Below are 12,611 nucleotides of genomic sequence, written 5' to 3' on the forward strand. Positions count from 1 at the left end.
CTTGTGAACCTTGAAAACTGGATAAGGAATCATTGTTTCATCTAACGATGAGACAATTGATGACAAGACATCTAATTGAAATTGTAAACGTCTTTTCACGAAGATAGTTAAGTGAATAAGGGCGCACGGTGGATGCCTTGGTACTAGGAGCCGATGAAGGACGGGACTAACACCGATATGCTCCGGCGAGCCGTAAGTAGGCTTTGACCCGGAGATTTCCGAATGGGGAAACCCACTGTTCGTAATGGAACAGTATCCTATACTGAATACATAGGTATAGGCAGGCACACCCGGGGAACTGAAACATCTAAGTACCCGGAGGAAGAGAAAGCAAACGCGATTTCCCAAGTAGCGGCGAGCGAAACGGAATCAGCCCAAACCAGAAAGCTTGCTTTCTGGGGTTGTAGGACACTCCATTGGAGTTACCAAAGAGGAAGATAGGCGAATCGATCTGGAAAGGTCAGCCAGAGCAGGTAACAGCCCTGTAGTCGAAATCTTTCTCTCTCCGGAGTGGATCCTGAGTACGGCGGAACACGAGGAATTCCGTCGGAATCCGGGAGGACCATCTCCCAAGGCTAAATACTCCCTAGTGACCGATAGTGAACCAGTACCGTGAGGGAAAGGTGAAAAGCACCCCGGAAGGGGAGTGAAAGAGAACCTGAAACCGTGTGCCTACAAGTAGTCGGAGCCCGTTAATGGGTGACGGCGTGCCTTTTGTAGAATGAACCGGCGAGTTACGACCGTATGCGAGGTTAAGCAGCAGAAGCGGAGCCGCAGCGAAAGCGAGTCTGAATAGGGCGAGTGAGTATGCGGTCGTAGACCCGAAACCGTGTGATCTACCCATGTCCAGGGTGAAGGTCAGGTAACACTGACTGGAGGCCCGAACCCACGTAAGTTGAAAATTACGGGGATGAGGTGTGGGTAGGGGTGAAATGCCAATCGAACACGGAGATAGCTGGTTCTCTCCGAAATAGCTTTAGGGCTAGCCTCAGAATAGAAAGTCATGGAGGTAGAGCACTGATTGGACGAGGGGCCCCTATCGGGTTACCGAATTCAGTCAAACTCCGAATGCCATAGACTTTGTTCTGGGAGTCAGACCGTGGGTGATAAGGTTCATGGTCGAGAGGGAAACAGCCCAGACCGCCAGCTAAGGTCCCAAAGTGTGTGTTAAGTGGAAAAGGATGTGGAGTTGCTTAGACAATGGGATGTTGGCTTAGAAGCAGCCATCATTCAAAGAGTGCGTAATAGCTCACTGGTCGAGTGACTCTGCGCCGAAAATGTACCGGGGCTAAACACACCACCGAAGCTGCGGATTGATCTTATGATCAGTGGTAGGAGAGCGTTCTAAGGGCCGTGAAGTCAGACCGTAAGGACTGGTGGAGCGCTTAGAAGTGAGAATGCCGGTATGAGTAGCGAAAAAGAGTGAGAATCTCTTTCACCGAATGCCTAAGGTTTCCTGAGGAAGGCTGTCCTCTCAGGGTTAGTCGGGACCTAAGCCGAGGCCGAAAGGCGTAGGCGATGGACAACAGGTTGATATTCCTGTACCACCTCCTTTCCGTTTGAACGACGGGGGGACGCAGGAGGATAAGGAGAGCGCGCCACTGGATGTGCGCGTCCAAGCAGTGAGACGGTCGGATAGGCAAATCCGTCCGGCAACGTCAAGCTGTGATGGGGAGGAAATATAGTACCGAAGCTCCTGAGTTCACACTGCCAAGAAAATCCTCTAGTGAGGAAAGAGGTGCCCGTACCGCAAACCGACACAGGTAGGCGAGGAGAGGATCCTAAGGTGAGCGGGAGAACTCTCGTTAAGGAACTCGGCAAAATGACCCCGTAACTTCGGGAGAAGGGGTGCTCCTCTGCCGAGGAGCCGCAGTGAAAAGGCCCAAGCGACTGTTTACCAAAAACACAGGTCTCTGCGAAGCCGTAAGGCGAAGTATAGGGGCTGACACCTGCCCGGTGCTGGAAGGTTAAGGGGATGCGTTAGCTTTTGCGAAGCGTTGAACCGAAGCCCCAGTAAACGGCGGCCGTAACTATAACGGTCCTAAGGTAGCGAAATTCCTTGTCGGGTAAGTTCCGACCCGCACGAAAGGTGCAACGACTTGGGCACTGTCTCAACGAGAGACCCGGTGAAATTATACTATGTGTGAAGATGCACATTACCCGCGACAGGACGGAAAGACCCCGTGGAGCTTTACTGTAGCCTGATATTGAATGTTGGTACAGCTTGTACAGGATAGGTAGGAGCCTTGGAAGCCGGAGCGCTAGCTTCGGTGGAGGCGCTGGTGGGATACTACCTGGCTGTACGGACATTCTAACCTGGACCGTAATCCGGTCCGGAGACAGTGTCAGGTGGGCAGTTTGACTGGGGCGGTCGCCTCCCAAAAGGTAACGGAGGCGCCCAAAGGTTCCCTCAGAATGGTTGGAAATCATTCGCAGAGTGTAAAGGCACAAGGGAGCTTGACTGCGAGACCTACAAGTCGAGCAGGGACGAAAGTCGGGCTTAGTGATCCGGCGGTTCCGCATGGAAGGGCCGTCGCTCAACGGATAAAAGCTACCCCGGGGATAACAGGCTTATCTCCCCCCAAGAGTCCACATCGACGGGGAGGTTTGGCACCTCGATGTCGGCTCATCGCATCCTGGGGCTGTAGTCGGTCCCAAGGGTTGGGCTGTTCGCCCATTAAAGCGGTACGCGAGCTGGGTTCAGAACGTCGTGAGACAGTTCGGTCCCTATCCGTCGTGGGCGTTGGAAATTTGAAAGGAGCTGTCCTTAGTACGAGAGGACCGGGATGGACACACCGCTGGTGTACCAGTTGTTCCGCCAGGAGCATCGCTGGGTAGCTACGTGTGGTCGGGATAAGTGCTGAAAGCATCTAAGCATGAAGCCCCCCCTTGAGATGAGATTTCCCTTACCTATAAGGTAATAAGATCCCTCAGAGACGATGAGGTTGATAGGTCCGAGGTGGAAGCGTGGTGACACGTGGAGCTGACGGATACTAATGGATCGATGACTTATCTATCTGATTATAATCATTCGTGAATGACAGTTACTTTTCATAACAGATGTTTCCTTATTCAGTTTTGAAGGTTCACTTCAAACTTTAAATTGATGTGGTAGTGAAGGCGAAGAGGTCACACCTGTTCCCATGCCGAACACAGCAGTTAAGCTCTTCAGCGCCGATGGTAGTCGGGTTTACCCCCGTGAGAGTAGGACGCCGCCACGTCATTCGACAACCCTTCAGGAATATTCCTGAAGGGTTGTTTATTTATGGATATCTGAAAAACATTTGGTAAAATAGTAGTGTACATAGCATTCCTAATTTTTATTAAGTTGAGCCAACCGTAGAAATGACGATTTATTTATGAGAGGAAGGATGTAGACCATGGCAGAATTGGTAAGGAAAAGGAATACGTTTTGGAATTGGAAATACGCAATGATGCTTTTATTGATTCCAATTGGTTTTTATTTCGTATCGTTGAAGGAGGAAATTGGTTTTCTTCAACATATCTTCTTTGTAGCGATTATTATTTGGCTGGCATTTGTCGGAGTATTTGGCATTACCAACCGTTATGAAAGACTAAAAACGTATGGATTCTTATATTTATCTAGTAGTCTTCTTTTCGCTTATTTAGGACTTGTATTTATTTGGTAGAAATGGTTGAGTTTCCTAGTATTCCTCGTTATACTGAATGAGAGAATGTATGTTCGGAGGGACCCAGATGCAACTAGTGCGTTGGAGCTACTCAAGAAGAAAAATGGTCCGAGGGTATTTTGACAAGTTTCCACATTCTACGATTTATTTTAGACGAATTCGAAGGTTTTACATTGTGTATATGGTGGATTGGGATGAGACAGATCCTCTCGTTTCTCAGGAGGATCGTGAAGAGATGCAGCATTTAATAAATGAGGAACTAGGTAGATTGAAAGAGTATGAACAAAGAAAGTCGAGAAAGGGCTGACCCTTTCTCGACTTCTTTTTTTTCAACAATATTGTACTTTAGTTCCGAAGACGCTCGCTTTACTGTGGGTGTGCCACCAGCCAATCCGTTCCTGCGGGAGTCTCCTAGCTTCCCTACAACCCAATCAAGTAGAAGAGAAAAGAACCCTATTCCCCAGGAGCCACTGCCTCTGTGATATAAGCAATAAGCACTCTGCATCAAGCTTTAACGGTTATGAAGCGCGCACCATGGAAAAAGCACATTCCGACTCCCCTATAATCTCACAAATATCTCGAAATCGTGTCTTCCACAATCCAGTCATAAAGGTGAACAAGTTATTGAAGCTACAGATATTTTAAAGTTATGACATAGCTTCCCATGCTGCATGCATACCAGCGACCCTGCCTGTGACCATGGCAGAGGTGATATTGTATCCACCAGTATAACCGTGGATATCAAGGATTTCCCCGCAGAAATAAAGGCGTTCCATAAGCTTGGATTGCATCGTGTTTGGAATGATCTCTTTTATAGAGACACCACCGCCTGTGACGAATGCTTTTTCGATTGGCTGAGAGTCGTGAACATGGACATGGAAGTTCTTCAAAATATGAGTGAAATTCCGCAATTTTTCATTTGAGATGTTGGCAGACTTTTCATCTGGAGATATTTCGGATGTTTCAAGAATGAAATCAAGTAAGCGTTCAGGCACCATACCTTTAATCACATTCCTGAAAGATTTCTTCGAATGTTCTTCCATCATCTTTTGAAGTTTGTTTAATAGATCATTTTCTTTCTCATCAGGCATCGCATCAATTTCAATGGTTACCGGGCGGTGTCCTTTCATGAATTCTTTTACAACATATTGAGAGCATCTTAAAATAGCAGGGCCTGATAAGCCAAAATGGGTGAACAACATGTCCATCCGGTGGGTAACGATTTTTCTTCCTTTTTCATTTAACACAGAGACATCCACGTCCCTGAGAGAGAGACCTTGTAACGTTTTGTTTTTTATAAATGAATCTTTGGAAAGAAGAGGGACCTCTGTAGGAAATAGTTTGGTAATGGTATGCCCAGCTTTTTTTGCCCATGCGTATCCATCACCGGTGGAGCCTGTATGGGGCACAGCTTTACCTCCTACTGCCAGAATCAAGGACCGGGTCACAATCTTTTCTTTTGACTTTAAAATAACGTGGTGTTCGTTTTCTCCGTAATGAATGGCCTCCACGGGAGTTTCTTTACGAACTTCAATATTCAATTCGTCCATCCGATTCAGAAGGGCTTGTACGACATCTTTGGCCTTATTACTGACAGGAAACATTCGTCCGTGGTCTTCTTCTTTCAGTTCGACACCAAGGCCTTCGAAGAAATCGATAATGTCATAATTGTTAAATACTGAAAAAGGACTGTATAAAAATTTCCCATTTCCAGGTATGTGTTTGATCACTTCATTTTCTGGAAGGCGGTTGGTGACGTTACATCGCCCTCCTCCTGATATAGCAAGCTTTGTTCCTAGTTTTTTTCCTTTATCAATGAGTAGAGTGTCTACACCTTGCTCGGCTGCAGCAATAGCAGCCATGAGTCCTGAGGGTCCTCCACCAATGACAGTTACTTGGTAAGTCATGGATGTCTTCCTTTCTTAGGTCATTCGTTCCTTGTTCTTCCTTTATCTATGATAAAATAGATGAGGTCGATTCTACAATAAAATTGAAGGTGAAAAGCGAATTATGTCAAAGATACTTAAAGGTACGATGTTATTAACGGCCGGAACATTTTTGTCAAAGTTTCTAGGAATGATTTATACCGTTCCGTTTGAAAATATGGTAGGTACGGAAGGAACGGATTTATTTTCGATTGCTTACGTACCATACAGCATATTACTTAGTCTTTCCAGTATGGGGGTACCTGTAGCTGTCTCCAAGTTTGTGTCAAAGTATAACTCTTTGGGAGACTATGAAACAGGAAGGAAGATGTTAAAAGCTGGTCTGACTCTCATGTCCATTACTGGTGTATTGGCATTCTTAATTTTGTTCTTTTCTGCAGAGCAGGTGGCTGCATGGACGATCGGGGATGACTCTGATCGCCTTGGACATGCTACGATGGTCATCCAAATGGTCAGCTTTGCATTGCTTGTCATCCCACCGATGAGTATTACCAGAGGATTCTTCCAAGGGCATGAATCCATGGCTCCAACAGCTGTATCACAGGTGATTGAACAAATTGTTAGAATTGTCTTCTTGCTTGTTTCTGTTTTTATTATTGTACAAGTTCTACAAGGGCCTATTCCACAAGCGGTTGGTTTTGCAACGTTCGCCGCTTTCATTGGTGGAATTGCTTCGTGTATCGTCCTTTATTGGTATTGGCGAAAGAGAAAGCCGTTCCTGGATCGTCAGTTAGAGGCTCAGGAGTACACGTATGGTCTCTCCAACAAGGAGATGTTCCAAGAGTTATTCGCCTATGCAGGACCATTTATTTTAGTAGGGATTGCTACACCACTGTATCAGCTTGTCGATCAGTTCACATTAGAAAAAGCAATTAAAGCCTCAGGCTTAGAGTATAACAATGCTTTTTCAATCATTAATTTCCTGAGTCATAAATTAATTATGATTCCGGTCACCTTAGGACTCGGGTTGTCGTTAGCCCTGTTACCGGCGATCACTCAGGCTTATACTAAAAATGAAATGAACCGTCTGAATCACCAGATTAACCAGGCACTGCAAATCGTCGCCCTGTTGATTATCCCAGCGGTCGTTGGTCTTTCAGTTGTTGCCTTTGAGGCCTATGGGACATTCTATGGGGTTGATGAGCTCGAATATCGGGGAGATCTATTGCGCTGGTATGCGCCTGTCGGATTGTTCCTGGCCTTATATACTGTAACTTCATCCATCCTACAAGGGATCAACAAACAGAATTTTGCTGTCATAAGTCTCGGGACAGGAATCCTATTAAAGCTGGGACTGAACTGGTGGCTCATTCAACTATTTGGAGCAAAAGGTGCAATCATTGCAACAGGCATTGGTGTTGCTGCAGCGGTTATCCTTAACTTTGGACGTATTTTCACTTCCATTGAATTTTCTTACCAACAATTGTTTAAGAGGACGTTGCTCGTTCTGATTTTGACGACCATCATGGCCATTGTTGTGCTTTTGATCAAATGGGTGCTTGGTTTCATTTTAGATCCGATGGAAAGTAGACTGGATGCACTGATCGTTCTGTTCTTCAGTATTGGTGCTGGTGGTCTTGTTTACCTGTGGTTAACCTATCAGACAACACTGCTTGAGCGTATCTTAGGTGATCGTGTTCGTGTACTGGATAGATTTTTAAAGAGAGGATAAAAGGAGGTTTTGTCCAAGATGAGAATTGATAAACTTTTAGCTAATATGGGGTATGGCACGAGGAAAGAAGTGAAAACTCTTTTGAAGGGTGGAAACGTACGAATTAATGGCAACCCTGAAAAGAGCCCGAAAACCCATGTGAACCCTAATGAAGATCTGGTCACGGTGATGGGAGAGGAAGTAGAGTATAGAGAATACATTTATTTGATGATGAACAAACCAGGCGATTTAATTTCTGCGACGGAAGATGCGCATGATCCGACGGTGATTGATATTTTGCAGCCAGAGGACCAGGTGTTTGACCCGTTTCCTGTCGGCAGATTAGATAAGGATACAGAGGGGTTGTTGTTGATCACGAATGATGGGCAGCTTAATCATCGACTAACTTCTCCTAAAAAAGATGTCGGGAAGACTTATTTCGCTGTCATTGATGGAAAAGTAACAGAAGAAGATGTGAGGAAATTCTCTGAAGGAGTCACTCTGGATGATGGGTATCACACCAAGCCTGGGAAATTGGTTATTCTCGAATCCGGGGATGTTTCCGAAATAGAGTTAACCATCACAGAGGGGAAATTCCATCAGGTGAAACGGATGTTTGAAGCCGTTGATAAGAAGGTCACGTATCTTAAAAGGGTGATGATCGGCGAGCTTGGTCTGGATGAGGATCTCGACCTTGGAGAATACAGAGAGCTGACAGATGAGGAAATTGACTATTTGATGGGAATTACAAACTTAGAACTGTAGACAACTTTGAATGAGTAACCAAAAAAACACCCGGAATCTTTTCCGGGTGTCATCTATATCCTCATCTTCTATGATATTTTGACTTTCTTTTCAGTGATTGTCCATTTTCCACGGTGCGGACTTGATACCAGCCCGTTGTATTCCAAAATGCTTAAGTCCCTCTGCATAGTACGGTCAGTGATACCGAACTCGTCTGCTAACTCATTAGTCGATACTGTTCCTCGGTCTCTAATATAGAGGTAAACAGCTTTAATCCGATTTAGCATGCGGGATGATGGATGATTCAAAAAACCACTCCTTAATCGTCATTGTATGGAACTTGTGGTGCATGTGAATCTCTGAAGTTGGTTTCATTCTACAATAATGAGACGGAACGTGCTACTATAATCGTTTTAATTTACAGATTATTCATCTAATTTACAAAATATTAAAAGTTAGGAGGCTGGAACTATGATGTTACTTCGGAAAATCTTTTTGAAGATGGTCAGAGTAAACAATACGATACTTTTTACGGCAAGCGCTCTTCTTATTCTTTTCTCGAGTATTTTAATCGTTGTGGTAGAAAATGATACATTCCCAACTTTTTTTGATGGCTTCTGGTGGGTGATGACAACAGTTACGACTGTAGGATATGGGGATTATTATCCGGTGACTGTGGCAGGTCGTTCCATTGCGATACTATTATATGTTATAGGTATTGGACTTATTGGTATTGTCATAGGAAAAATTATTGATGGCTTAGCCATTTTTCGAAAAAAACGACTGGAAGGTGATATCGTGTATAAAGATAGCGGTCATTTCGTCATTATTGGATGGTCCCAAAAAGCCCATTTTGCAGTAAAGGAAATGATGGAAACCAATGAGGAATGCAATATTGTCATCATTGATCAATTAAAAGAAGCTCCTATTCTTACAGAAAATATCCATTACATAAAAGGCGAAGCTTCGGACGAAGAGACTTTGGAAAAGGCAAACATATCCCGAGCAAAGGCTGTCCTTATTTTTGCAGATGAGCGAATGGGGAATGAACAGATGACAGATGGGAAAACTCTCTTAATTGCTTCTTCTATTGAAACCGTAGCCCCGAATGTGCATACCATTGCGGAAATCATGGAAGAGAAACATGTGAAAAATTTTAAACATGCTCAAATCGATGAATTCATTGTTTCAAATGAAACGATTTCTTCCCTAGCCGTTCGTTCTGCTTTCAGAAAAGGTGTCTCCGGCATCTATGGACAGTTGCTTAAGAGATCGGTAGGGGAAGACTTATATTACATTCCGAAAAAAGGAGGCTGGAGCACATACCGAGATGCTTTTCAGTCTTTACTTGATGATGGTGCGACTTTAATTGCTGATCGGAATGACCTGACCATTAATCGAAAATTAGATGAATCCATACCGGACGAGGCTGAGTTATACGCTGTATGTGACAAGCCGACTTATGAAAAAATTCTTAGTAAAGGAGAATGAGAATGGATTTTCATGCTTTGAGTAAGAGGTACGAAAAGGAATATTTAGACAACGTAATGGAATTGTTGAAAATTCCGAGTGTTTTCGAGGAAGATCATGTGTATCCCTATGGAAAACCTATACATGAGGCACTGGAAAAAATGTTGAGTATCGGGGATGAAGACGGTTTTCTTACTAAAAATGTAGATGGGCATGGCGGGCATATTGAATTTGGCGATGGGGATGAGATGATTGGTGTTCTTGGCCATCTGGATGTTGTACCTGCAGGAGAAGGTTGGACTACGCCTCCTTTTGAACCGACAATCCGGGACGGCAAATTATTCGCCCGCGGTGCTCAAGATGATAAAGGACCTGTGATGGCTGCATACATTGCTATGAAAATTTTAAAAGAGCAAGGGTTTCAACCCAGGAAAAAAATCCGTTTAATCCTTGGTACCGATGAGGAGCGGGATTGGAAGGGAATCAATTATTATTTTAAAAACGAGACGATGCCTTCTCTCGGCTTCACCCCTGATGCATCATTTCCGGTCATTCATGCAGAAAAAGGGTTGTTAGACAGCTACATCACTTATCCAGTACCTGAAAATGAGGGGGAAACAAAGGTGGTTTCCGTGCATGGTGGTGACCGCTTGAATATGGTTCCTGACGAAGCAGTGGCATGGATTGAATCGCCGCTGAATATAGTTGAGGTTTTCAATGATTATTCAGCTCAGTACAAGCTTAAAGGGACAGTAAGGGCCGCAGGCGGGCGGTATGAGGTGAAAGTGAAAGGGAATGCCGTTCATGCCAGCAAACCGGAAGAAGGATTGAATGCTATTACAGCTTTATTACGTTTCCTGCAATTCCTACCGCTGGATGGTGAGTATGAGTTATTTATCCAGAAGATATATAAGGCTTTTGAAACGACAGATGGTAAAGGGTTGAATGTAAAACAAATGGATGAAGTGTCCGGAGCCCTCACTTCAAACCTAGGATCGATCGTAATAGATGAACATACGTGTAAGCTTGGGTTCAACCTTAGGTACCCTGTGAGTGCAGATTATAATGGCATTGATCAGCAATTAAAAGATTTTGCTGCAAAAAATAGGGGTACGTATGAAGTCTATGATCACCTAGCATCGATTCACTTGGAAAAGGACCATCCGTTTGTAAGAACATTGCTTTCTGTTTATAACAAAGTTACAGGTGAAGAAGCGGCAGTGAAGACGATGGGAGGGGCGACCTATGCAAGAGCCCTTGAAGCGGGAGTAGCATTCGGAGCGTTATTTGATGATAGTCCGGATACGGCTCACCAAAAGGACGAACATGTCAGGATATCTGATATGATCAAGGCCATTGAAATCTATGCCGAAAGCCTCTATGAATTGACAAAATAAAGAGAGGGACCACTTGATGGCCAGACATTCCACGGAGAGAACATATCGCTTTATTCAGTTGTTTTACTTTTTTACTTTTTTTGCATTCGGTTCAATCTTTCCACTACTTTCTGTCTTTTTAGAAGAGGAAAAAGGGCTGAGCCACACTCAGATTGGCATGGTTATCGCAGCCCTTCCTCTTGTCACCATTTTTGTACAACCTGTTTGGGGAATGCTTAGTGATTATACAAGGAAGCCGAAACGATTGTTAATGATCGCTTCCACTTTCGCTTCCGTGCTTGGAATTTTTTATCCCTGATTGCAACTATTCCCTATCCTTTTACTAGGCATCATTTGTATCGCATTGTTCCAGTCAGGGATCGTCCCATTGTCTGACAGCCTATCATTAAATTTTGTCCAACGGAATGGAAAGGAATATGGAAACATCAGGTTATGGGGAGCGGTGGGCTTCGCTGTCGCTGTATTTGTCTTAGGCCGGTTGACAGAAGCAACTGGTTCGATGACCTGGATTTTTTATTCTTTTTCGTTAGGATTACTGTCCGCCTTAATCACGTTATTTGAATTTCCAAAGCGCGCCGATGAAGTGACGGTTTCCTTTAGTGAAGGATTAAAGACCTTAATCCATGAAAAGCCTTTCCTGCTTTTTCTTGTATCTAATTTTCTCATTTTTGGTCCGGTCCTAGCGAATAATTATTATTTTGGTACGTTTATTTTAGCTGTAGGGGGTACACTTTCAGGTATAGGGCTTGCTTTTTTGCTCGCGGCTGGAAGTGAAGCTCCATTTATGAAATTCGCTCAGATGGTCATCAATCGTTTTGGAGTCGTATTGATTATTATATTTAGTGCATCGGTTTCTTGTTTGAGGTGGTTGTTTTATTATTTTGAACCTTCAAGTACAGTTGTCTATGCAACAACGATTGCTCAGGGGATATCCGTAGGGCTTTACATCCCCGCTGCTCTCATTCTAGTACGTGAATTAGCTCCAAACAATGCAAGGGCGACTGCTGTAGGCTTATATTCAGCGGTCGGGAACGGTCTTGGGAATGCTTGCTTTACATTTGCTGGAGGGTTCATTATCGATCTTTGGAGTGTGTCTTTCATGTATGGTGTGTTTTCTTTCATGACTTTTGTAGGGATCATCATCCTCTTGTTCGTTAACAAAATGGTTCAACCTGAAGTGAAGGGGCGTATAGCATGAGTCACTATTTTATAGGTATAAAAGTCCAATCTGAGATTAGGGAAAAATTAATGAATTGGCAATCCATTCTAAGAGATGCGATGAAGTATAAAGATTGGACCGCAAAAGAAGATCTGCATGTGACATTAAAGTTTCTTGGTAGTTGTTCCGATGAAACGGTTGAACGATATGTCCAACGTTTAAAAAATGAAAGTTGGCCTTCTGAGTATTCTCTAACTGTTGGTCCAGCCGGTGGATTCGGTGATCGGCAGCGACCGAGGGTCTTTCATGCTCAAGTTCAGAGGGCACCTTCTTTAATGGAAACTAAAGAAAAAGTGGACAGTGTTGGTGAAGAATTAGGCTTTCAAAAGGAAAAACGTAAGTTTAATCCGCACATTACATTGGCGAAAAAGCAGGCAGAAGGAGTGTCCCCATTAATGGAGGCATCTAAGGAATCTGTCCTATTTGAGACGTATGAAATGGTTGTAACCCAATTCTCCTTATTCCGTATCCATCCTGGAAGCCATCCAAAATACGAAACTGTTACGACGATTAAAGGTGGTCAGAATATATAAT

9 protein-coding genes, 2 rRNA genes and 1 pseudogene are annotated in these 12,611 nt (G+C 44.0%); 10 read left to right on the forward strand and 2 right to left on the reverse strand.

The features are described 5' to 3' along the window. The first annotated feature begins 105 nt into the window (after window positions 1-105). The 4 genes from LC065_RS10030 (at window position 106) to LC065_RS10045 (ending at window position 3,957) form a co-directional block, all read left to right on the forward strand. Window positions 106-3,017: ribosomal RNA gene (locus tag LC065_RS10030) — 23S ribosomal RNA — on the forward strand. A 90-nt stretch (window positions 3,018-3,107) separates the two neighbouring features. Further along, a 5S ribosomal RNA gene (rrf, locus tag LC065_RS10035) occupies window positions 3,108-3,221 on the forward strand. A gap of 159 nt (window positions 3,222-3,380) precedes the next feature. Next, on the forward strand, window positions 3,381-3,650 hold the full coding sequence (locus tag LC065_RS10040) for a hypothetical protein (RefSeq protein ID WP_226591565.1): 270 nt from the start codon (window positions 3,381-3,383) through the stop codon (window positions 3,648-3,650). 67 nt (window positions 3,651-3,717) lie between these two features. After that, window positions 3,718-3,957 carry a hypothetical protein gene (locus tag LC065_RS10045; RefSeq protein WP_226591563.1) on the forward strand — a complete coding sequence of 80 codons (240 nt, stop codon included), beginning with the start codon at window positions 3,718-3,720 and terminating at the stop codon, window positions 3,955-3,957. Window positions 3,958-4,297: 340 nt separating this feature from the next. Here the strand turns inward: LC065_RS10045 and LC065_RS10050 are convergent, their stop codons facing one another. Continuing rightward, a complete protein-coding gene (locus LC065_RS10050) occupies window positions 4,298-5,557 on the reverse strand; it encodes a BaiN/RdsA family NAD(P)/FAD-dependent oxidoreductase (protein ID WP_226591561.1) in 1,260 nt (419 codons plus the stop codon). Between the two features lie 103 nt (window positions 5,558-5,660). Between LC065_RS10050 and LC065_RS10055 the strand changes: the two genes are divergently transcribed. Beyond that, window positions 5,661-7,268, forward strand: coding sequence for a putative polysaccharide biosynthesis protein (locus tag LC065_RS10055; protein WP_226591559.1), 1,608 nt, complete (start codon window positions 5,661-5,663; stop codon window positions 7,266-7,268). 18 nt (window positions 7,269-7,286) lie between these two features. Next, window positions 7,287-8,012 (forward strand): pseudouridine synthase, encoded by a 726-nt coding sequence (locus tag LC065_RS10060; RefSeq protein WP_226591557.1) that lies wholly within the window; start codon window positions 7,287-7,289, stop codon window positions 8,010-8,012. A gap of 68 nt (window positions 8,013-8,080) precedes the next feature. Here LC065_RS10060 and LC065_RS10065 read toward each other — a convergent pair whose 3' ends face one another. Next, complete coding sequence (locus tag LC065_RS10065) at window positions 8,081-8,278, reverse strand: DeoR family transcriptional regulator (RefSeq protein WP_370551134.1); 198 nt, start codon at window positions 8,276-8,278, stop codon at window positions 8,081-8,083. A gap of 184 nt (window positions 8,279-8,462) precedes the next feature. Between LC065_RS10065 and LC065_RS10070 the strand changes: the two genes are divergently transcribed. The 4 genes and pseudogenes from LC065_RS10070 to thpR all read left to right on the forward strand — a co-directional run bounded on the left by LC065_RS10070 (window position 8,463) and on the right by thpR (window position 12,610). Continuing rightward, window positions 8,463-9,482, forward strand: a complete 1,020-nt coding sequence (locus LC065_RS10070; RefSeq protein ID WP_226591555.1) for a potassium channel family protein — start codon at window positions 8,463-8,465, stop codon at window positions 9,480-9,482. Between the two features lie 2 nt (window positions 9,483-9,484). Further along, entirely contained in the window at window positions 9,485-10,858 is a 1,374-nt protein-coding gene (gene pepV / locus LC065_RS10075) for a dipeptidase PepV (protein WP_264187752.1), read from the forward strand. 16 nt (window positions 10,859-10,874) lie between these two features. Next, a pseudogene (locus tag LC065_RS10080) lies at window positions 10,875-12,056 on the forward strand (MFS transporter). Further along, window positions 12,053-12,610, forward strand: coding sequence for an RNA 2',3'-cyclic phosphodiesterase (thpR, locus tag LC065_RS10085; RefSeq protein WP_226591548.1), 558 nt, complete (start codon window positions 12,053-12,055; stop codon window positions 12,608-12,610). The pseudogene LC065_RS10080 and the gene thpR overlap by 4 nt, the downstream one beginning before the upstream one ends. The last annotated feature ends 1 nt before the right edge of the window (window position 12,611 follow it).

Origin of the sequence: Halobacillus litoralis (genome assembly GCF_020524085.2) — a bacterium.
GTDB classification, from domain to species: domain Bacteria; phylum Bacillota; class Bacilli; order Bacillales; family Halobacillaceae; genus Halobacillus; species Halobacillus litoralis_E.

Bases quoted from the DNA above. Each gene is read 5' to 3' on its own strand.
- LC065_RS10040 (WP_226591565.1), top strand. From the start codon at position 3,381: ATGGCAGAATTGGTAAGGAAAAGGAATACGTTTTGGAATTGGAAATAC.
- LC065_RS10045 (WP_226591563.1), top strand. From the start codon at position 3,718: ATGCAACTAGTGCGTTGGAGCTACTCAAGAAGAAAAATGGTCCGAGGG.
- LC065_RS10050 (WP_226591561.1), bottom strand. From the start codon at position 5,557: ATGACTTACCAAGTAACTGTCATTGGTGGAGGACCCTCAGGACTCATG.
- LC065_RS10055 (WP_226591559.1), top strand. From the start codon at position 5,661: ATGTCAAAGATACTTAAAGGTACGATGTTATTAACGGCCGGAACATTT.
- LC065_RS10060 (WP_226591557.1), top strand. From the start codon at position 7,287: ATGAGAATTGATAAACTTTTAGCTAATATGGGGTATGGCACGAGGAAA.
- LC065_RS10065 (WP_370551134.1), bottom strand. From the start codon at position 8,278: ATGCTAAATCGGATTAAAGCTGTTTACCTCTATATTAGAGACCGAGGA.
- LC065_RS10070 (WP_226591555.1), top strand. From the start codon at position 8,463: ATGATGTTACTTCGGAAAATCTTTTTGAAGATGGTCAGAGTAAACAAT.
- pepV (WP_264187752.1), top strand. From the start codon at position 9,485: ATGGATTTTCATGCTTTGAGTAAGAGGTACGAAAAGGAATATTTAGAC.
- thpR (WP_226591548.1), top strand. From the start codon at position 12,053: ATGAGTCACTATTTTATAGGTATAAAAGTCCAATCTGAGATTAGGGAA.